The organism is Escherichia sp. E3659 (assembly GCF_005781135.1).
Lineage (GTDB): Bacteria > Pseudomonadota > Gammaproteobacteria > Enterobacterales > Enterobacteriaceae > Escherichia.
The window spans coordinates 103,407-124,997 of sequence record NZ_VATQ01000010.1; the positions used below are offsets into that span (position 1 = coordinate 103,407).

The window sequence follows — 21,591 nt, forward strand, 5'->3', positions numbered from 1 at the left end:
TAATGATGCCCTCTCGTCTGATTACTGCGCTGATATTTTCACTCTTCTCGTTCTGCGCTACTGCGCACAATTTCGTCATCGGAAAACCGGTCACACCTGTTTATATTCAGGACGGTGGCGAATTACTGCTCAAAAATGACGAAATTTACTACCAAAAATGGAACAGCACGCAACTGAAAGGAAAAGTCCGCATTATTCAGTATATCGCCGGGCGAAAGTCAGCGAAGAAGAAGAACTCTCTGTTAATCAAAGCAGTAGAAACAGCAAACTTTCCTCAGGATCGTTTTCAGCCCACCACCATTGTGAACACCGATGATGCCATCTTTGGCACCGGCTATTTTGTGACAGGTAAAATTGAAAAAAATAAACGTCGTTATCCGTGGGCGCAATTCGTAATCGACGGCAGCGGTCTGGGGCGCGTTGCCTGGCAACTGCCGGAACAGAGTTCAACCATTCTGGTGCTGAATAAATACGGGCAAATTCAGTGGGCGAAGGACGGCAGCCTGACGCCAGAAGAAGTTGATCAGGTCATTGCGTTGGCGCAGAAGCTGATCGATGAATAAAAAACTCAAAGGATTGAGGGCGTTAGTGAGATGAAGCTGGTTGAACACTACATCATGCGTGGTACACGCCGTCTGGTGCTGATTATCGTTGGTTTTTTGATCTTTATCTTCGCCAGTTACTCTGCACAGCGTTACCTGACCGAAGCAGCCAATGGGACTTTAGCGCTTGATGTAGTACTTAATGTTGTTTTCTACAAAGTGCTGATAGCGCTTGAAATGTTACTTCCAGTGGGCCTGTATGTGTCGGTTGGTGTGACACTTGGGCAGATGTATACCGACTCGGAAATTACCGCTATCTCTGCGGCGGGCGCCAGTCCCACACGTTTGTATAAAGCCGTTCTGTATCTGGCAATTCCATTAAGCATTTTTGTCACGCTGTTGTCGATGTATGGTCGGCCCTGGGCTTATGCGCAGATTTATCAACTGGAACAACAGTCGCAGTCGGAGCTGGATGTTCGCCAGTTGCGGGCAAAGAAATTTAACACTAACGATAACGGACGAATGATCCTTTCGCAGACGGTTGATCAAGACAATAATCGCCTGACTGACGCGCTGATTTACACCTCTACCGCCAATCGAACCCGCGTTTTCCGCGCCCGTTCGCTTGATGTTGTTGACCCCTCTCCGGAGAAGCCAACCGTTATGTTGCATACCGGCACGGCTTATATACTCGATCATCAGGGCAGTGACGACAACGAACAGATCTACCGTAATCTGCAATTACATCTCAATCCACTGGATCAAAGTGCCAACGTCAAACGTAAAGCGAAATCGGTCGCGGAATTGGCGCGCTCTGTATTTCCTGCCGATCATGCCGAACTGCAATGGCGACAAAGCCGTGGCCTGACAGCGTTGTTAATGGCGCTGCTGGCCATTTCATTAAGTCGGGTAAAACCGCGGCAAGGGCGATTTTCAACGTTATTGCCACTGACGTTGCTGTTTATTGCCATTTTTTATGGCGGCGACGTCTGCCGTACGCTGGTGGCTAACGGCGCTATTCCCCTCATTCCTGGTTTGTGGTTAGTGCCCGCACTCATGCTAATGGGCCTGCTGATGCTGGTCGCACGCGACTTCTCCTTGCTGCAGAAATTTTCCCGATGAATGTTTTCAGTCGCTATTTAATCCGTCATCTCTTTCTCGGTTTTGCCGCCGCCGCAGGGCTATTGCTGCCGCTTTTTACCACCTTCAACCTGATTAACGAACTGGATGATGTCAGCCCGGGCGGTTATCGCTGGACTCAGGCGGTGCTGGTGGTGCTAATGACCTTACCGCGCACACTGGTCGAACTTTCGCCGTTTATCGCCTTATTGGGTGGGATTGTTGGTCTTGGGCAGTTATCGAAAAACAGTGAGCTTACCGCCATTCGCAGCACGGGGTTTTCTATCTTCCGTATTGCACTGGTGGCGCTGGTTGCCGGGATACTGTGGACTGCTTCGTTAGGCGCGATAGATGAGTGGGTAGCGTCGCCATTGCAGCAACAGGCGCTGCAAATCAAATCGACTGCCACCGCGTTGGGGGAGGACGATGACATTACCGGCAATATGCTGTGGGCCAGGCGCGGTAATGAATTTGTGACGGTAAAATCGCTAAACGAGCAGGGGCAACCGGTGGGCGTGGAGATATTTCATTACCGCGACGATCTCTCGCTCGAATCCTACATTTATGCACGCAGTGCCACCATTGAAGACGACAAAACGTGGATCCTGCATGGTGTGAATCATAAAAAATGGCTGAAAGGCAAAGAAACGCTGGAAACATTAGATAATCTTGCCTGGCAATCGGCCTTCACCAGTATGAATCTTGAAGAGTTATCGATGCCGGGGAATACTTTTTCTGTCCGTCAGCTTAATCATTACATCCATTATTTGCAGGAAACCGGGCAACCCAGCAGCGAATACCGCCTTGCACTGTGGGAAAAACTGGGGCAACCCATCCTGACCCTGGCGATGATTTTGCTGGCTGTTCCGTTTACTTTTAGCGCTCCGCGCTCGCCAGGGATGGGTAGCCGTCTCGCTGTAGGCGTCATCGTTGGCTTACTCACCTGGATCAGCTATCAAATCATGGTCAATCTGGGATTGCTATTTGCGTTGAGCGCACCCGTTGCCGCGCTCGGTTTACCGATAGCGTTTGTGCTGGTGGCGTTGAGCCTGGTGTATTGGTATGACAGTCAACATTAAACCCGCCGTGGCGCAACACCACGGCGGGCTCACATTACTGCTTCAGAGTAGCAAATGCCTGAATGATGGCATCGATTTGCTCACGACTGTGGGCAGCGTTTACGCTACAGCGCAGCAGCGTAATGCCTGCAGGCGCGGCAGGTGGCAGGATAAGATTCACATAAACGCCTAGCGAAATAAGCTCGCGCCAGATGCGTAAACCTTCCTCTTTCGAACCGATTATTACCGGCACTACCGGGCTAATATGTGAACTTAACTCATAACCCAGTTTTTGCAGACCGTCATACAGATGGTTGGCGTTATCCATCAGCTTTTGCCGCAGCTCTGGTTGTGTGGCAATAGTTCTTAACGACGAGCGCACGGTCGCAATGCAGGACGGAGAAGGAGAGGCGGTAAAAATATACGGGCGGCTGCCGTAGCGCAGCACTTCCATCGCTTCCGAACCGACAGCAAAACCGCCAATCGAGGCCAGACTTTTACTGAAGGTACCAACGATAATATCCACATCATCTTCAACGCCAACGGCTTCAGCCAGTCCGCGCCCCGTTGCGCCTAACACGCCAAACGAGTGAGCTTCATCGACAATTAAATATCCACCGAGACGACGTTTGATATCAACAATTTCCGCCAGCGGCGCAACGTCACCGAGCATGCTGTAGATGCCCTCAACGATGATAATCGCCTCTTTCGCCCGTTCACCGAGGCGAACCATGCGCCGTTCCAGATCTTTAGCATCGTTATGGCGGAAACGAATAATTTCCGCGCCGCCGAGAGAACAGGCGTCATAAATACTGGCGTGGCTGTCGGCATCCAACAACACCACGGCGTTATGGTCGGCGAGTGCGCTGATGACGCCCAAATTAGCGGTATAACCGGTTGAAAAAACGATAGCGGTAGGACGATTGAAAAACTCGGCAATCTCTTTCTCTAACGCCAGATGCGGCGCATAACTACCATTAGCCATACGTGAACCGGTGGTGCCGGTGCCTTGCGTTGCTAACGCTGCCTGGCCATCGGCGATGGCATCATGATTGAAGGTTAAACCGAGATAATTATTGGTCCCGGCCAGAATCACTTTTTTATTGCCGATACGCCCTTCGGTGGCGGAATACACTTCATCAATACAGGTGCCAAACGGCGTTAACCCGTTATCGCTAAATTGCAGTCGCTCGCCCGCAAGACGCGCATATTTATCGTATAGCCCCATTATTTATTCTCCAGCCATGGAAGTAGTGTTTCCATTAATTGCACAGGGGTTTTGACATCCAGCAGAATATTAATAGGAATGGAAATATCAAATCTGTCTTCAAGCATCATTAAGAGATCCATCACTTTAATCGACTCCAGGCCGAGATCGTTGACGAGATCGCTGTCAGGCTTAATTTCCACACCGTTTTCGACCAAATCCTGTAAACAGGAAAGGATGTAATCCATTACTATTTCACGATTTACCATAGAAACGTTAACACACCTTTAAACAAGACAATCAAAATAGCCCGTTGCGTAATGCGTGTTCCAGGCTAATCCCGGGAAACCAATTAATATCTTCAGAAATACGGTTATTACTTGCCGACCAGTCAACATGAGTTAATTCACCCAATTTTGAGCGGGTCAGCATAGGTTCTTTACCTGCCAGGCGACTCAACGCGGTACTGACATCTGCAAGGCAGGTGAGCAACGGCAGAGGAACGCCGACCATCCGTACAGCTCCTTGACGGGCGGCGGCGGCCAGTTGTTGCACGCGCTGCCAGTCATAGCCACCGGCGACACCATCACATAATTCATACGTTTGCGTCTGTACGGAATCGGTGCTTAACCACTGACCCACGGCTTGCGCAAAATCGGTGACGTGCAGGAAAGAGAGCTGTGTATCTGGTGCGCCCAGCCGTGGCAGCAGGCCACGCAGCATCCAGTCAAACAGTGGTTTTAACTCTTTATCGCCGGGGCCATAGACTGCTGTTGGGCGAAAAACGCCCAGCGTAATTTCGTCCGCCATTGCTGCCAGTCGTTGTTCGGCGACGTGTTTGGATTTCGCGTACCAGGAGAGTTCGGGATGGCGCGCCGCCAGCGAAGAGATAAACAGAAAACGTTGGCAAAAACCGCTATCTTTTGCCGCCTGCATCAGGCGCAGGCTGCCGTCAACGTTACAGCGGGTAAAAATCTCTTCTTTGTGTCCGCGCACTTGCCCGGCGCAATGGACCACTGCGCTGGCTCCGGCAACCAGCTCGCTAAGTGAATGCGTATCTTCCAGCGAACCGCGCACCCAGGTAACGTTATCGTTATGGTGAGCACGGGAAGTACGCGTCAATGCGCGGACGTGAAAGCCGCGGGCGAGCAGATTATCGATAATATATTTACCGATAAACCCGGTAGCGCCCGTCACCGCGACCGTTTGATTCATTGCGCAAAACCTGCGAGGGATTCCTGCACATGAAGATTGGCGGCATAGGCTTTCTGATAACGTTTTTTCGCTTCTGCGCGGGCAGGTTTACCGGAAGATGTGCGCGGAATACTGTGTGGTGGTAACAAGTCGATAGCCGCCGAAACGCCAAATTCGCTTTGTATCCGCGCCGCCAGAGAGTGGATTAGCTGGGCGCGACGATTTTCGTCGCTGATCCGGCACTGGATCTGCAAAATGATTTTTTCCTGGGCGGTAACAAAAGCAATGGCATCGCCAGAATGAATTTCTGGTTCCTGTTCTGCAATGTATTCAATATCTTGTGGCCAGATATTGCGGCCACGAATAATAATCAGATCTTTAATGCGTCCGGTGACATACAGATAACCGTCCAGCAGATAACCGAGGTCGCCGGTATCTAACCAGCCCGTCGCCGCGATATCGTCCTGCGAAGTCTGGTCGCCAAAATAGCCGCTCATCAGGCTAGGACCAGAAATACAAATATGGCCCACTACGCGTTCTGCTACTGGCAGACCCGCTTCATTACGAATTTCAATGCCATGTTCCGGCAACGTTTTACCGCAGTTGACGAAAGTCGATACGGCGCGTGTCTCAGCACCCGGTGCGACGGCTTTACCCTGATATTCAAGGATGTCGCGATCCACTTCGTTAACCACAACCCCCGAGGCTTCATCGGAGAAGCTGACGGCCAGCGCGTTCTCTGCCAGTCCGTAGCAGGGCATAAAGGTTTTATCGTCAAAGTTAACCTGACGGAAACATTCAGCGAACTGATGGAGCTGTTCTGCTGAGATGGGTTCTGCGCCAATACCCGCAACGCGCCAGCAGGAAAGATCCAGTTCAGCGAGATCTTTTTCATTCACGCGGCGCTGGCACAATTCATAGCCAAACGGCGGCGCAACGGAAACGGTGCCATGATTTTTACTGATCAATTTAAGCCATTGCAGCGGGCGCATGGCAAAATCCTGGGTACGTAAATAATCCACCGAAAGCTGCGTGGCGACAGGTGTCAGGAGAAAACCGACCAGCCCCATATCATGGTAGAAAGGCAGCCAGGAGACGCAGCGGTCGCCAGGGCGTAATTTAATGCCATCGTGGCTTATGGCGCGTAGATTAGCCATCACTTCGCGGTGAGTGATGATAACGCCACGGGGAAAACGGGTGCTGCCGGAGGTGTACTGGAGGTAGGCGATATCGTCTGGAACTGGACGCTGGAGCGCAACATCGGCTTCTGGTAATGCCTTAAACCAGGCGTGGCTTAAAACATGTAATTTGGGGTTGTCATGCGTCGCGGCATTGACCAGCGGCAACCATTCATCGCCAGTGATTATCGCGGCTGGTTGGCAGCTTGCCAGTAAACCTTGCAGTTTGGTGCTCCAGGAATCACGCTGACCGACGCCCATTGGAATCGCCAATGGTACGGCAACTAATCCAGCATACTGGCAGGCAAAAAATGCCTCGACAAACCCGCTACTGGTTTCGGCAATCAGCGCCACGCGATCGCCTTTTTTCAGGTTCAGCGATAGCAGCCGCTTTGCTCCTGTTTCGGCGCGCACTTTTAGTGTCTGATATTCCAATTTTTCTTCAAGTTGGCAACGCCTGTCATAAAAACTCATTCCGGCGCTTCCCAGCGCGGCATAGTCCAAAGCATCAACAAGCGTTGGAAAATCGGCATAGCGCATAGGCAGGGAATGCGTAAAAATTTTATTGGACATATACACCACGAAAAAATTGGATATCAAAAATAAAGTGACAATAATGCGGTGGATTATATATGCATAAAAGATAAATGAGATAGTATTTTCATTGGTGTGATATTGAACATTGATTTAAATAATGCTTTAAATCTTAACTCTGTTTATTGTGAATAATATTTAATTTATGAATATATTAAGATAATGCCCTGGCGGGTCGCATTAAGTCCACAATAGTCATGTTGATCGGCTAATGGTAGCTCTGGTTTATCGTAATTATTCATAAATATTATTTTATTTTTTCTTGTATTCACCGAATGGATTTTTAAGGTGCCGTCCGTTGCTGTTTATTTTCAGCATTAATTATTTGTTATCCACTAAGATATGGAATGCGATCTGCTGATGATTAAAATTGAAAAAGTAATAAATAAAAACGACTTAAAAGCATTTATCGCTTTTCCGTCGTCACTTTATCCCGATGATCCGAACTGGATCCCTCCTTTATTCATTGAACGCAGCGAGCATCTGTCAGCGAAGAATCCGGGGACGGACCATATCATCTGGCAGGCATGGGTGGCGAAAAAAGAAGGTCAGGTAGTAGGGCGCATTACCGCGCAAATCGATACCTTACACCGCAAGCATTACGGCGAAGATACCGGTCATTTCGGCATGATTGACGCCATTGATGATTCGCAGGTTTTTGCCGCGTTGTTTGGCGCAGCGGAAGCGTGGTTGAAGTCACAAGGTGCAAGCAAGATCAGCGGACCTTTTAGCCTGAATATCAATCAGGAAAGTGGATTACTGATTGAAGGTTTCGATACACCTCCCTGCGCGATGATGCCGCACGGTAAACCGTGGTATGCCGCGCATATTGAACAACTGGGTTATCACAAAGGTATTGATTTACTGGCGTGGTGGATGCAGCGAACCGATCTCACTTTCTCTCCGGCGCTAAAAAAACTGATGGATCAGGTGCGCAAAAAGGTGACCATTCGCTGTATTAATCGTCAGCGGTTTGCCGAAGAGATGCAGATCCTGCGTGAGATTTTCAACTCCGGCTGGCAGCACAACTGGGGATTTGTGCCGTTTACCGAACATGAATTCGCGACCATGGGCGATCAACTTAAGTATCTGGTGCCGGACGATATGATCTACATCGCCGAGATTGATTCTGCACCCTGCGCGTTTATTGTCGGCTTGCCGAACATCAACGAGGCGATTGCCGATCTGAACGGATCGCTCTTTCCCTTCGGCTGGGCAAAATTGCTGTGGCGTTTGAAAGTCAGCGGTGTACGGACCGCGCGAGTGCCGCTAATGGGAGTTCGCGACGAGTATCAGTTCAGCCGCATCGGCCCGGTGATTGCTCTGTTATTGATTGAAGCCTTACATGATCCGTTTGCCCGCCGGAAGATCGATGCGCTGGAAATGTCATGGATCCTCGAAACCAATACAGGCATGAATAACATGCTGGAACGCATTGGGGCGGAGCCGTACAAGCGTTACCGCTTGTATGAAAAGCAGATTTAACTCCAGATCCCATTAAGCGCACAGACAGCCCCCTCGCCTCGGGGATAGGGGGAAAACGCTGCTCACATCCCCCCTTTGTTCATCTCCTGCGGCACCGCTGAACGAATCAAATGGTGGCCTTCCAGCTCGATATCGTGGAGATTCTTTTTCACGGTCCGCACATGATCGCGGGCGGCGCGCTGGGCGACATGCGGGAGTCGCTGCAACACCGCGTTATAGATCCGCGCATGCTGGCGATCGATCTGCTTTTTTTGCTGTGGTCGATGGTAGAGATTATTCACGCTGGCAAACACCGAATTAAACATCAGGTCGGTCAATGATTGCAGCGTAAACACCAGCACCTGATTGTGGGAAGCCTGACAAATGGCGAGATGGAAAGCATGATCCAGCTGTGCATGTTCGATCAGCGAAAGCTCTTTGTTGTGCTCACTGGCGGCGAGCATTTTTTCATAACAGCGGGTTATCAAAACAAAATCAGCCTGGGTTCCCAGCGTAGCCGCCAACCTTGCCGATTCGCCTTCCAGCAATGCGCGAACATCAAGCAGATCGTACAGCGTTCGCGGCTGCGTGCTGAACAGATGAATTAGCGGGCTGGTGTCCTGCACCCGATTAAGCCGTGCGACACGAGAATCGCGACCCTGTGCTGTTTCAATAATCCCGCGCCCGCGCAGCACGGTCAGCCCTTCACGCAGTGCGGAGCGTGAGAAGCCGAGCTTTTCACACAGTCGACGTTCTGAAGGAAGCGGCTGCCCGACCTTCAGCACGCCGTCGATAATTAACCGTTCGATACTTTCAGCAACTACTTCGCAAATAGGGCGACGTTCATCTTTCATTCCCGGACCTCGTGCACAGGTAGGACCAATTTTTCTGTTCTTAACTCGCAAAACACGCACATCACGTAAGTGATTATGTTACATCAATTTAACATTAAGTTAACCAATGCGAAGTCACAGAGCTGGAAAAAAAATGGTCTGACCGGTAACTAAAGAGATAGACGAAAACGAAAAGCCCGCTTAATAACTGTTCACAGAAGCAGCGCGCAAAAATCAGCTGCCACACAACACAACAAAGCGAACCCTACTCATGAGCATCTTGTACGAAGAGCGTCTTGATGGCGCTTTACCCGATGTCGACCGCACATCGGTACTGATGGCACTGCGTGAGCATGTCCCTGGACTGGAGATCCTGCATACCGATGAGGAGATCACTCCTTACGAGTGTGACGGGTTGAGCGCGTATCGCACGCGTCCATTACTGGTTGTTCTGCCTAAGCAGATGGAACAGGTGACGGCGATTCTGGCTGTGTGCCACCGCCTGCGTGTGCCGGTGGTGACCCGTGGCGCAGGCACCGGGCTTTCTGGCGGAGCGCTGCCGCTGGAAAAAGGTGTGTTGTTGGTGATGGCGCGCTTTAAAGAGATCCTCGACATTAACCCCGTCGGGCGCCGTGCGCGCGTGCAGCCGGGCGTGCGTAACCTGGCGATCTCCCAGGCCGTTGCGCCGCATAATCTCTATTACGCGCCGGATCCTTCCTCACAAATCGCCTGTTCGATTGGCGGCAATGTGGCGGAAAATGCCGGTGGCGTCCACTGCCTGAAATATGGTCTGACCGTACATAACCTGCTGAAAATTGAAGTACAAACGCTGGACGGCGAGGCGCTGACGCTGGGATCGGACGCGCTGGATTCGCCTGGTTTTGACCTGCTGGCGCTGTTCACCGGATCGGAAGGTATGCTCGGCGTGACCACCGAAGTGACGGTAAAACTGCTGCCGAAGCCGCCCGTGGCGCGCGTGTTGTTAGCCAGCTTTGACTCGGTAGAAAAAGCCGGACTTGCGGTTGGTGACATCATCGCCAATGGCATTATCCCCGGCGGGCTGGAGATGATGGATAACCTGTCGATCCGCGCGGCGGAAGATTTTATTCATGCCGGTTATCCCGTCGACGCCGAAGCGATTTTGTTATGCGAGCTGGACGGCGTGGAGTCTGATGTACAGGAAGACTGCGAGCGGGTTAACGACATCTTGTTGAAAGCGGGCGCGACTGACGTCCGTCTGGCACAGGACGAAGCAGAGCGCGTACGTTTCTGGGCTGGCCGCAAGAACGCCTTTCCGGCGGTGGGGCGCATCTCTCCCGATTACTACTGCATGGACGGCACCATCCCACGCCGCGCGCTGCCTGGCGTACTGGAAGGCATTGCCCGTTTATCGCAGCAATATGATTTACGCGTTGCCAACGTCTTTCATGCCGGAGACGGCAACATGCACCCGTTAATCCTTTTCGATGCCAATGAACCCGGCGAATTTGCCCGTGCGGAAGTGCTGGGCGGGAAGATCCTCGAACTCTGCGTTGAAGTTGGCGGCAGCATCAGTGGGGAACATGGCATCGGGCGCGAAAAAATCAATCAAATGTGCGCCCAGTTCAACAGCGATGAAATCACGACCTTCCATGCAGTCAAGGCGGCGTTTGATCCCGATGGTTTGCTGAACCCAGGAAAAAATATTCCCACGCTACACCGCTGTGCTGAATTTGGTGCCATGCACGTGCATCACGGTCATTTACCTTTCCCCGAACTGGAGCGTTTCTGATGCTACGCGAGTGTGATTACAGCCAGGCGCTGCTGGAGCAGGTGAATCAGGCAATGAGCGATAAAACGCCGCTGGTGATTCAGGGCAGCAATAGCAAAGCCTTTTTAGGCCGCCCTGTCACCGGGCAAACGCTGGATGTGCGTTGTCATCGCGGCATTGTTAATTACGACCCGACCGAGCTGGTGATAACCGCGCGTGCCGGAACGCCGCTGGTGGCGATTGAAGCGGCGCTGGAGAGCGCCGGGCAAATGCTCCCCTGCGAGCCGCCGCATTATGGTGAAGAAGCCACCTGGGGCGGGATGGTCGCCTGCGGGCTGGCGGGGCCGCGTCGCCCGTGGAGCGGTTCGGTCCGCGATTTTGTCCTCGGCACGCGCATCATTACCGGCACAGGAAAACATCTGCGTTTTGGTGGCGAAGTGATGAAAAACGTTGCCGGATACGATCTCTCACGGTTAATGGCCGGAAGCTACGGTTGTCTTGGCGTGCTCACTGAAATCTCGATGAAAGTGTTACCGCGACCGCGAGCCACCTTGAGCCTGCGTCGGGAAATCAGCCTGCAAGAAGCCATGGACGAAATCGCCCAGTGGCAACTCCAGCCATTACCCATTAGTGGCTTATGTTACTTCGACAATGCGTTGTGGATCCGCCTTGAGGGCGGCGAAGGATCGGTAAAAGCAGCGCGTGAACTGCTGGGTGGCGAAGAGGTTGTGGGTCAGTTCTGGCAGCAATTGCGTGAACAACAACTGCCGTTCTTCTCGTTACCAGGTACCTTATGGCGCATTTCATTACCCAGCGATGCGCCGATGATGGATTTACCCGGCGAACAACTGATCGACTGGGGCGGGGCGTTACGCTGGCTGAAATCGACAGCCGATGACAATCAAATCCATCGCATCGCCCGCAACGCTGGCGGTCATGCGACCCGTTTTAGCACCGGAGATGGTGGCTTTGCCCCGTTACCGGCTCCTTTATTCCGCTATCACCAGCAGCTTAAACAGCAGCTCGATCCTTGCGGCGTGTTTAACCCCGGTCGCATGTACGCGGAACTTTAAGGAGCAGACTATGCAAACCCGGTTAACCGAAGAGATGCGCCAGAACGCGCGCGCGCTGGAAGCCGACAGCATCCTGCGCGCCTGTGTTCACTGCGGATTTTGTACCGCAACCTGCCCAACTTATCAGCTATTGGGCGATGAACTGGACGGGCCGCGTGGGCGCATCTATCTGATCAAACAGGTGCTGGAAGGCAACGAAGTCACGCTTAAAACACAGGAGCATCTCGATCGCTGTCTCACTTGCCGCAATTGTGAAACCACCTGTCCTTCTGGTGTGCGCTATCACAATTTGCTGGATATCGGGCGTGATATTGTCGAGCAGAAAGTGAAACGCCCACTGCCGGAGCGAATGCTGCGAGAAGGATTGCGCCAGGTAGTGCCGCGTCCGGCGGTCTTCCGCGCATTGACGCAGGTAGGGCTGGTGCTGCGACCGTTTTTGCCAGAACAGGTCAGAGCAAAATTGCCCGCTGAAATGGTGAAAGCCAAACCGCGTCCACCGCAGCGCCATAAGCGCCGGGTTTTAATGCTGGAAGGCTGCGCCCAGCCTACGCTTTCGCCCAACACCAACGCGGCAACTGCGCGAGTATTGGATCGTCTGGGGATCAGCGTGACGCCAGCTAATGAAGCAGGCTGTTGTGGCGCGGTGGACTATCATCTTAATGCGCAAGAGAAAGGGCTAGCGCGGGCGCGAAATAATATTGATGCCTGGTGGCCTGCGATTGAAGCAGGTGCCGAGGCAATTTTGCAGACTGCCAGCGGCTGCGGTGCGTTTGTCAAAGAGTACGGGCAGATGCTGAAAAACGATGCGCTGTATGCCGATAAAGCGCGTCAGGTCAGTGAGCTGGCGGTCGATTTAGTCGAGCTTCTGCGCGAGGAACCGCTGGAAAAACTGGCAATTCGCGGCGATAAAAAGCTGGCCTTCCACTGCCCGTGTACCCTGCAACATGCGCAAAAGCTCAATGGCGAAGTGGAAAAAGTGTTACTTCGTCTTGGATTTACCTTAACCGACGTTCCCGACAGCCATCTGTGCTGCGGGTCGGCGGGAACGTATGCATTAACGCATCCCGATCTGGCGCGCCAGCTGCGGGATAACAAAATGAATGCGCTGGAAAGCGGCAAACCGGAAATGATCGTCACCGCCAACATTGGTTGCCAGACGCATCTGGCGAGCGCCGGTCGTACCTCTGTGCGTCACTGGATTGAAATTGTAGAACAAGCCCTTGAAAAGGAATAACAAAATGAAAACTAAAGTCATTCTTAGCCAGCAAATGGCGAGTGCAATTATTGCCGCAGGTCAGGAAGAGGCACAGAAAAATAACTGGTCTGTTTCCATTGCTGTTGCCGATGACGGCGGTCATCTGCTGGCGTTAAGTCGCATGGACGATTGCGCGCCGATTGCGGCTTACATCTCCCAGGAGAAAGCGCGTACCGCCGCGCTGGGGCGTCGTGAAACTAAGGGCTATGAAGAGATGGTGAACAACGGACGTACCGCGTTCGTGACTGCGCCGTTACTGACGTCGCTGGAAGGTGGCGTACCGGTTGTTGTTGATGGACAAATTATTGGTGCCGTGGGCGTTTCTGGTTTAACCGGAGCACAGGATGCGCAGGTCGCGAAAGCGGCAGCAGCGGTGTTGGCGAAATAAGCGAAAACGAGGAGATAAACAATGAGTCAAACCATAACCCAGGGCCGTTTACGCATTGACGCCAATTTTAAACGTTTTGTGGATGAAGAAGTTTTACCGGGAACAGGGCTGGACGCTGCGGCGTTCTGGCGCAATTTTGATGAGCTCGTTCACGATCTGGCGCCAGAAAATCGTCAATTACTGGCAGAACGCGATCGCATTCAGGCGGCGCTGGACGAATGGCATCGCAGCAATCCTGGGCCGGTAAAAGACAAAGCGGCTTATAAATCTTTCCTGCGGGAACTGGGCTATCTCGTGTCGCAGCCTGACCACGTTACGGTGGAAACCACGGGCATCGACAGTGAAATCACCAGTCAGGCGGGGCCACAGCTGGTGGTTCCGGCAATGAACGCCCGCTATGCGCTGAACGCGGCGAACGCCCGCTGGGGTTCACTGTACGACGCGCTGTACGGCAGCGACATCATCCCGCAGGAAGGGGCGATGGTCAGCGGCTACGATCCGCAGCGCGGTGAGCAGGTTATCGCCTGGGTTCGGCGTTTCCTCGATGAATCACTACCGCTGGAAAACGGCAGCTATCAGGATGTGGTGGCGTTTAAGGTGGTCGATAAACTATTACGCATCCAGTTGAAAAATGGTAAAGAAACCACGTTACGTACTCCGGCACAGTTTGTCGGTTACCGTGGCAATGCCGCTGCGCCGACCTGCATTTTGCTGAAAAATAACGGCCTGCATATTGAGCTGCAAATCGATGCCAACGGGCGGATTGGCAAAGACGATCCGGCGCACATCAACGATGTTATCGTTGAAGCCGCCATCAGTACCATTCTCGACTGTGAAGATTCGGTCGCTGCGGTTGATGCGGAAGATAAAATCCTGCTGTACCGCAACTTGCTGGGCTTGATGCAGGGGACTCTGCAAGAGAAAATGGAGAAAAACGGTCGGCAAATCGTGCGTAAACTGAATGACGATCGTCAGTACACCGCCGCCGATGGCTCTGAAATTTCTCTGCACGGACGCTCGTTGCTGTTTATCCGCAACGTGGGTCATTTGATGACCATTCCTGTGATTTGGGACAGCGAAGGCAATGAAATCCCGGAAGGCATTCTTGATGGCGTCATGACTGGCGCGATTGCCCTCTATGATTTAAAAGTGCAGAAAAACTCGCGCACTGGCAGCGTCTATATTGTGAAACCGAAAATGCACGGTCCGCAGGAAGTGGCGTTCGCCAACAAACTGTTTTCCCGCGTTGAGGCAATGCTCGGTATGGCACCGAATACCCTGAAAATGGGCATTATGGATGAAGAACGCCGGACCTCGCTGAACTTGCGTAGCTGTATCGCTCAGGCGCGCAACCGCGTAGCGTTCATCAATACCGGTTTCCTCGACCGTACTGGCGATGAAATGCATTCGGTGATGGAAGCGGGCCCTATGCTGCGTAAAAACCAGATGAAATCGACGCCGTGGATCAAAGCCTACGAGCGCAATAACGTGCTTTCCGGCCTGTTCTGTGGGCTGCGCGGTAAAGCGCAAATCGGTAAAGGCATGTGGGCAATGCCGGACCTGATGGCAGACATGTACAGCCAGAAGGGCGACCAACTGCGTGCCGGGGCAAACACGGCCTGGGTTCCGTCGCCAACTGCCGCTACACTCCATGCGTTGCACTACCACCAAACCAACGTACAGAGCGTGCAAGCCAACATTGCCCAGACCGAGTTCAATGCTGAATTTGAACCGCTGCTGGACGATCTGCTGACCATTCCGGTTGCTGAAAATGCTAACTGGTCGGCGCAAGAGATCCAACAAGAGCTGGATAACAACGTGCAGGGAATTCTGGGCTACGTGGTGCGCTGGGTGGAGCAGGGGATTGGCTGTTCAAAAGTGCCGGATATTCACAACGTGGCGCTGATGGAAGACCGTGCAACGCTGCGCATCTCCAGCCAGCATATTGCCAACTGGTTACGTCACGGTATTCTGACTAAAGAACAGGTGCAGGCGTCGCTGGAGAATATGGCGAAAGTGGTGGATCAGCAAAACGCTGGCGATCCGGCTTATCGTCCGATGGCGGGGAATTTCGCTAACTCGTGTGCTTTTAAAGCTGCCAGCGATTTGATCTTCCTCGGCGTGAAACAGCCAAACGGTTATACCGAACCGTTATTACACGCCTGGCGTTTACGCGAAAAAGAAAGTCATTAATAGCGTCAAAAAAAGCCCCGGCAAGTTTTATTGTCGGGGCTATTATAGTAACTGCGGTAGTACATTTATCCCGGAAATAACCGGAGCGATTATCAGGGTTTAAAAAAATTAAATACCCGCAGCGCATTACTAGCGGGCCTAAAACAACAATATGGACATCTTAACGATACTCTGCACCTGCGTGTGCGGAACAGAAACCCTTACCCGATATACTTGTTATGCCAGAGGTAGCAATTGCGTTAGCAGCGTACTGTTGCTGTAAAGTATAACGCCTATATTTTACAGTTCAGTCCTCTTTTGCTTATTACAACCTTAATCATATCAAGCATATAAAGATAATAAGAGACTGAACAATATGGTTACCTGGACTCAAATGTATATGCCGATGGGAGGACTGGGGCTATCCGCTCTGGTTGCTCTGATCCCAATAATATTCTTCTTCGTTGCACTCGCGGTATTACGTCTGAAAGGGCATGTCGCCGGAGCAATAACCCTTATATTATCTATCCTGATTGCGATATTCGCCTTTAAAATGCCGATTGATATGGCATTTGCTGCTGCGGGCTATGGCTTTATTTATGGATTATGGCCTATTGCCTGGATTATTGTCGCGGCGGTATTCCTGTATAAATTAACCGTTGCCAGCGGTCAGTTCGATATTATCCGCAGCTCGGTTATCTCCATCACCGACGATCAGCGTTTGCAGGTGTTACTGATTGGTTTCTCCTTTGGCGCGTTGCTGGAAGGGGCGGCTGGCTTTGGTGCGCCGGTGGCGATTACTGGCGCACTGCTGGTGGGGCTGGGCTTCAAACCGTTATACGCGGCGGGGCTGTGTCTGATAGCCAACACTGCGCCGGTGGCGTTTGGTGCGTTGGGCGTGCCAATTCTGGTCGCCGGTCAGGTGACCGGAATCGATCCGTTCGACATTGGTGCTATGGCAGGACGCCAGTTGCCGTTCCTGTCGGTACTGGTGCCGTTCTGGCTGGTAGCAATGATGGACGGCTGGAAAGGGGTGAAAGAGACGTGGCCAGCGGCGCTGGTTGCAGGGGGAAGCTTCGCCGTCACTCAGTTCTTTACCTCTAACTATATTGGTCCGGAACTGCCGGATATTACTTCGGCGCTGGTGAGTATCGTCTCACTCTCTTTATTCCTTAAAGTCTGGCGGCCAAAAAATACCGAAACGGCAATCAGCATGGGGCAATCCGCAGGTGCGATGGTGGTAAATAAACCGTCTTCTGGCGGTCCCGTGCCTTCAGAATATAGTCTGGGGCAAATCATTCGCGCGTGGTCACCGTTTTTAATCTTAACGGTGCTGGTCACCATCTGGACCATGAAACCGTTTAAAGCGTTATTTGCTCCGGGCGGCGCGTTTTATTCGCTGGTGATTAATTTCCAGATCCCTCATTTGCATCAACAAGTCTTGAAAGCGGCACCCATTGTCGCCCAACCGACGCCAATGGACGCGGTGTTTAAATTCGACCCGCTCTCTGCTGGTGGCACCGCTATTTTCATTGCAGCGATTATCTCTATCTTCATCCTCGGCGTGGGGATCAAGAAAGGTATTGGTGTCTTTGCCGAAACGCTAATTAGCCTGAAGTGGCCGATACTGTCGATTGGCATGGTGCTGGCATTTGCCTTCGTGACCAACTATTCCGGTATGTCTACCACGCTGGCGCTGGTACTGGCGGGTACTGGTGTGATGTTCCCGTTCTTTTCGCCATTCCTCGGCTGGCTGGGGGTATTCCTTACCGGCTCGGACACTTCCTCGAACGCTCTGTTTGGTTCACTGCAATCAACCACGGCGCAGCAAATCAACGTCTCTGACACTCTGCTGGTGGCAGCAAATACCAGCGGCGGCGTAACTGGCAAGATGATCTCCCCACAATCTATCGCCGTGGCCTGCGCCGCGACGGGCATGGTGGGCCGAGAATCTGAACTGTTCCGCTACACCGTGAAGCACAGTCTGATTTTTGCCAGCGTTATCGGCATTATCACCCTGCTGCAGGCGTATGTGTTTACCGGGATGTTAGTTTCGTAAGTCAATAATACCGGATGATCGTCAATATCATCCGGCTTCTTTCTATTCTCGTTTCATTATCCTGGCTAAATAATTGCAAAATCATTTCATGGTTTATTATCCATGCATAAATAATATTTCATGTTCAGATAACTCACTAAATAATTAAGGGGGTGAGAATATCTATTTTTTTTGTCACGCAAAACAAGTCTGTATTAATTGTGTTCGCTTGATGAGCAAACACCGTGCTATCTGTTGCTTTTGCAATCGCAATCGTTAAAACTATCAACAACTTGGGATAGTTACATTGTGAATAATTGTTACTTTTTTGTTTGTTGAATCTTTTTATAAATACCCCGTCTGACATCGAATAGGGGATATTCTTATAAATTTCACCTGTTTCGTTATCAATAATGCAGTTTTTTAAGAATGGAGGAAGTTATTAGAGAAGATAAAACATAAAACTATTTCCCCAGTTACGAATTTTTTAACTATATTTTGTCACTTGCGTTATTAATGAATAAGAAATTTAAATATAAAAAATCGCTTTTAGCGGCTATTTTAAGCGCAACCTTATTAACCGGTTGTGATGGCGGCGGTTCAGGTTCTTCCTCCGATAACCCGCCTGTAGATTCTGGAACCGGGTCTTTGCCGGAAGTGAAACCCGATCCAACGCCAACCCCGGAGCCGACGCCGGACCCGGAACCTACGCCGGATCCGACACCTGAGCCAGAGCCAACGCCAGAACCGGAGCCAGAACCTGTTCCTACGAAAACAGGTTATCTGACCCTGGGCGGAAGCCAGCGGGTAATCGGTGCTAAATGTAATGGTGAATCCAGCGACGGCTTTACTTTTACACCTGGCGAGAACGTTACTTGCGTGGCAGGTAACACGACAATTGCCACCTTCAACACTCAGTCAGAAGCTGCGCGTAGCCTGCGTGCGGTTGAAAAAGTGTCGTTTAGCCTTGAGGATGCGCAAGAACTGGCGGGCTCCGACGACAAGAAAAGCAATGCGCTCTCGTTGGTAACGTCCATGAACAGTTGTCCGGCGGATACAGAACAGGTTTGCCTGACGTTCTCCTCGGTGATCGAGAGTAAACGCTTCGACTCGCTGTATAAGCAAATCGATCTGGCACCGGAAGAGTTCAAAAAGCTGGTCAATGAAGAGGTGGAAAACAATGCCGCGACCGATAAAGCGCCATCCACTCATACTTCACCGGTCGTGCCAGTCACCACGCCGGGAACAAAACCGGATCTGAACGCTTCCTTCGTGTCGGCTAACGCGGAACAGTTTTATCAGTATCAACCTACGGAAATCATTCTCTCTGAAGGCCGACTGGTAGATAGCCAGGGGAATGGCGTTGTTGGCGTCAACTACTACACCAATTCAGGGCGTGGTGTAACCGGAGAAAACGGCGAGTTTTCCTTTAGCTGGGGGGAAACCATCTCCTTTGGCATCGACACCTTTGAACTTGGCTCAGTGCGCGGTAACAAGTCGACTATTGCACTGACGGAACTGGGCGATGAAGTTCGCGGGGCAAATATCGATCAGCTGATCCACCGCTATTCGAAAGCCGGGCAAAATAATACCCGTGTCGTTCCGGACGATGTGCGCAAGGTCTTTGCTGAATATCCCAACGTGATCAACGAGATTATCAATCTCTCTTTATCCAACGGTGCGACGCTGGGTGAAGGTGATCAAGTTGTTACGCTGCCTAACGAATTTATCGAACAGTTTGAAACGGGTCAGGCCAAAGAGATCGATACTGCAATCTGTGCGAAAACCGACGGTTGTAACTCTCCGCGCTGGTTCTCGCTGACCGCGCGCAGCATTAATGAAGGTCAGATTCAGGGCGTTATCAACAAGCTGTGGGGCGTGGATCAGAGCTACAAATCTGTCAGCAAGTTCCATGTTTTCCATGACTCCACCAACTTCTATGGCAGCACCGGTAATGCGCGCGGTCAGGCAGTGGTGAATATCTCCAACGCGGCGTTCCCGATTCTGATGGCGCGTAATGATAAAAACTACTGGCTGGCGTTTGGCGAAAAACGCGCCTGGGATAAAAACGAGCTGGCGTACATTACGGAAGCGCCTTCTCTTGTGGTGCCAGAAAACGTCACGCGCGATACCGCGACCTTCAACCTGCCGTTTATTTCGCTGGGGCAAGTCGGTGAGGGCAAACTGATGGTTATCGGTAACCCGCACTACAACAGCATTTTACGTTGCCCGAACGGTTACAGCTGGAACGGGAGCGTTAATAAAGACGGACAGTGTACGCTCGACAGCGATCCGGACGACATGAAGAACTTCATGGAGAACGTACTGCGCTATCTGTCAAATGAACGCTGGCTGCCGGATGCGAAGAGCAGTATGACCGTGGGCACTAACCTGGATACGGTTTATTTCAAAAAAGCGGGTCAGGTATTAGGAAATAGTGCTCCGTTTGCTTTCCATAAGGATTTCGCAGGTATCACGGTTAAACCGTTGACCAGTTATGGCAATCTGAATCCAGATGAAGTTCCTCTGCTGATCCTCAATGGCTTTGAGTATGTGACTCAGTGGTCTGGCGATCCCTATGCAGTGCCTCTGCGTGCAGATACCAGCAAACCGAAGCTGAGCCAGCAGGATGTGACCGATCTGATCGCCTATCTGAACAAAGGCGGTTCGGTGCTGATCATGGAAAACGTGATGAGCAATCTTAAGGAAGAGAGCGCATCAGGCTTTGTACGTCTGCTTGATGCCGCAGGTCTGTCGATGGCGCTTAACAAATCGGTGGTGAATACCGATCCGCAGGGTTATCCAGACCGCGTGCGCCAGCGTCGAGCGACTGGCATTTGGGTTTATGAACGTTATCCGGTTGTGGAAGGTGAACTGCCGTACACCATTGATTCCCAAACAGGAAAAGTTACCTGGAAATATCAGATTGATAACAAACCTGATAAGAAACCGAAACTGGAAGTTGCCAGCTGGCAGGAAGATGTCGATGGCAAACAGGTCAAACGCTATGCCTTTATCGATGAGGCGGAGTTTAAAACAAAAGAGTCTCTGGAGGCGGCAAAGGCAAAAATCTTTGAGGCGTTTCCTGGATTAAAGGAATGTAAGGACCCGGCATATCACTATGAGGTCAACTGTCTGGAATACCGCCCGGGCACGGGAGTTCCTGTAACGCCAGAGAATAATACTGGCATGTTTGTTCCGCGCTATACGCAACTGAATCTCAGCGCCGACACTGCGAAAGCGATGGTGCAGGCTGCGGATTTAGGCACCAACATTCAGCGTCTGTATCAGCATGAGCTCTACTTCCGGACCAATGGTCGCAAAGGTGAGCGTCTGAGCAGCGTCGATCTGGAACGTCTGTACCAGAACATGTCGGTCTGGCTGTGGAATGAAATTGAATATAGCTATGACAGCAACAAGGATGACGAGCTGGGCTTTAAAACGTTCACCGAGTTCCTGAACTGCTACGCCAACGATGCTTACACCAAAGGTACGCTGTGCTCCGCAGAGCTGAAACAATCGCTGATCGATAACAAGATGATCTACGGTGAAGGCAGCAAAGCGGGCATGATGAATCCGAGCTATCCGCTCAACTATATGGAAAAACCGCTGACGCGCCTGATGCTGGGGCGTTCCTGGTGGGATCTGAACATCAAAGTTGATGTCGAGAAGTATCCGGGAGCGGTATCGGCAGAGGGTGAGAAGGTTACTGAAACCATCAGCCTG

General features: G+C 51.6%; 16 protein-coding genes. 11 read left to right on the forward strand and 5 right to left on the reverse strand.

Annotated elements, in window-relative coordinates:
* Positions 1-5: 5 nt before the first annotated feature.
* Genes FEK47_RS11000 through lptG form a run of 3 tightly spaced genes read left to right on the forward strand, consistent with a single transcriptional unit; the run spans position 6 to position 2,740 of the window.
* Positions 6-563: a YtfJ family protein gene (locus FEK47_RS11000; protein ID WP_135404006.1), complete on the forward strand. Its 558-nt coding sequence runs from the start codon at positions 6-8 to the stop codon at positions 561-563.
* 30 nt (positions 564-593) lie between these two features.
* A complete protein-coding gene (gene lptF / locus FEK47_RS11005; protein ID WP_135487250.1) occupies positions 594-1,664 on the forward strand; it encodes an LPS export ABC transporter permease LptF in 1,071 nt (356 codons plus the stop codon).
* Positions 1,661-2,740 carry an LPS export ABC transporter permease LptG gene (gene lptG / locus FEK47_RS11010; RefSeq protein WP_135487251.1) on the forward strand — a complete coding sequence of 360 codons (1,080 nt, stop codon included), beginning with the start codon at positions 1,661-1,663 and terminating at the stop codon, positions 2,738-2,740. Before lptF ends, lptG begins: the two co-directional genes overlap by 4 nt.
* A 34-nt stretch (positions 2,741-2,774) precedes the next feature.
* Here lptG and FEK47_RS11015 read toward each other — a convergent pair whose 3' ends face one another.
* From FEK47_RS11015 to FEK47_RS11030, 4 genes are read right to left on the reverse strand one after another with little or no spacing between them, the layout of a single operon-like run.
* Entirely contained in the window at positions 2,775-3,947 is a 1,173-nt protein-coding gene (locus tag FEK47_RS11015) for an aminotransferase class I/II-fold pyridoxal phosphate-dependent enzyme (RefSeq protein ID WP_135487252.1), read from the reverse strand.
* A complete protein-coding gene (locus FEK47_RS11020) occupies positions 3,947-4,195 on the reverse strand; it encodes an acyl carrier protein (RefSeq protein WP_001697422.1) in 249 nt (82 codons plus the stop codon). Before FEK47_RS11020 ends, FEK47_RS11015 begins: the two co-directional genes overlap by 1 nt.
* Before the next feature lie 31 nt (positions 4,196-4,226).
* Positions 4,227-5,141 carry an NAD-dependent epimerase/dehydratase family protein gene (locus FEK47_RS11025; protein WP_135487253.1) on the reverse strand — a complete coding sequence of 305 codons (915 nt, stop codon included), beginning with the start codon at positions 5,139-5,141 and terminating at the stop codon, positions 4,227-4,229.
* Positions 5,138-6,871, reverse strand: coding sequence for a fatty acyl-AMP ligase (locus FEK47_RS11030; protein WP_240727797.1), 1,734 nt, complete (start codon positions 6,869-6,871; stop codon positions 5,138-5,140). Before FEK47_RS11030 ends, FEK47_RS11025 begins: the two co-directional genes overlap by 4 nt.
* 363 nt (positions 6,872-7,234) lie before the next feature.
* Between FEK47_RS11030 and yghO the strand changes: the two genes are divergently transcribed.
* A complete protein-coding gene (gene yghO, locus FEK47_RS11035) occupies positions 7,235-8,377 on the forward strand; it encodes a protein YghO (RefSeq protein WP_171020851.1) in 1,143 nt (380 codons plus the stop codon).
* Positions 8,378-8,439: 62 nt separating this feature from the next.
* Here yghO and glcC read toward each other — a convergent pair whose 3' ends face one another.
* Entirely contained in the window at positions 8,440-9,210 is a 771-nt protein-coding gene (gene glcC, locus FEK47_RS11040) for a transcriptional regulator GlcC (protein WP_135487255.1), read from the reverse strand.
* Positions 9,211-9,460: 250 nt separating this feature from the next.
* Between glcC and glcD the strand changes: the two genes are divergently transcribed.
* The 7 genes from glcD to FEK47_RS11075 all read left to right on the forward strand — a co-directional run.
* Positions 9,461-10,960 (forward strand): glycolate oxidase subunit GlcD, encoded by a 1,500-nt coding sequence (gene glcD / locus FEK47_RS11045; RefSeq protein WP_135487256.1) that lies wholly within the window; start codon positions 9,461-9,463, stop codon positions 10,958-10,960.
* Positions 10,960-12,012, forward strand: coding sequence for a glycolate oxidase subunit GlcE (glcE, locus tag FEK47_RS11050; RefSeq protein WP_138183183.1), 1,053 nt, complete (start codon positions 10,960-10,962; stop codon positions 12,010-12,012). Before glcD ends, glcE begins: the two co-directional genes overlap by 1 nt.
* Before the next feature lie 10 nt (positions 12,013-12,022).
* Complete coding sequence (gene glcF / locus FEK47_RS11055) at positions 12,023-13,246, forward strand: glycolate oxidase subunit GlcF (protein ID WP_135487257.1); 1,224 nt, start codon at positions 12,023-12,025, stop codon at positions 13,244-13,246.
* Positions 13,247-13,250: 4 nt separating this feature from the next.
* Positions 13,251-13,655, forward strand: a complete 405-nt coding sequence (locus tag FEK47_RS11060) for a GlcG family protein (RefSeq protein WP_000853256.1) — start codon at positions 13,251-13,253, stop codon at positions 13,653-13,655.
* Positions 13,656-13,676: 21 nt separating this feature from the next.
* On the forward strand, positions 13,677-15,848 hold the full coding sequence (gene glcB, locus FEK47_RS11065; protein WP_135487258.1) for a malate synthase G: 2,172 nt from the start codon (positions 13,677-13,679) through the stop codon (positions 15,846-15,848).
* A gap of 355 nt (positions 15,849-16,203) precedes the next feature.
* Positions 16,204-17,886, forward strand: a complete 1,683-nt coding sequence (gene glcA / locus FEK47_RS11070; RefSeq protein WP_000259282.1) for a glycolate permease GlcA — start codon at positions 16,204-16,206, stop codon at positions 17,884-17,886.
* Positions 17,887-18,381: 495 nt separating this feature from the next.
* The coding region (locus FEK47_RS11075; RefSeq protein ID WP_138183184.1) for an SslE/AcfD family lipoprotein zinc metalloprotease at positions 18,382-21,591 on the forward strand (3,210 nt) is incomplete at its 3' end.